The following is a 429-nucleotide window of genomic DNA, read 5'->3' on the forward strand; positions in this document are numbered from 1 at the left end:
CAGTATCGTCCGCTCGTCGATCAGCTGGCTGCTGCGGCGCCCGCACTCGATGAGTTCTCCCGACAAGCTCCCGAGCTGTCTCGAGTGGCACGACAGGCACAGTCGGCTGCCGACGCCGTCGCACCAGTGTTGAGTGCACTCGATGCTCCCTGGTGCGTCCAGATCCCGCAGTGTTCGGCCTTGCAGGCACAGACCTCGGACATCCGCGCACTGGCCGACAACCAGTCCCTCGGTCGCTTCGCGGACTTCGCTACCCAGCTCGGTGGAGTCAACGGCCCGGGAACGGCGGACCTCGCGCAGTTGCAGAGCTCGTTGAACGTCCTCGACTCCGCTCTGCAGACGATCAACGGCCAGGACCTCGGCAGTGGGTTGTCGCAGCTCCAGACGGGCGTCGGAGCGCTCGCCGACGGGGCCCGCCAGCTGTCCGTC

1 protein-coding gene is annotated in these 429 nt (G+C 67.1%); it reads left to right on the forward strand.

Features of this window, described 5'->3' with window-relative positions; translation table 11 throughout:
- Positions 1-180 precede the first annotated feature (180 nt).
- Positions 181-429: hypothetical protein (locus tag IO33_RS52025; protein ID WP_209439039.1), on the forward strand; the 249-nt coding region annotated here is incomplete at its 3' end.

It is taken from the genome of Streptomyces durhamensis (assembly GCF_000725475.1).
Classification (GTDB): Bacteria; Actinomycetota; Actinomycetes; order Streptomycetales; family Streptomycetaceae; genus Streptomyces; species Streptomyces filipinensis.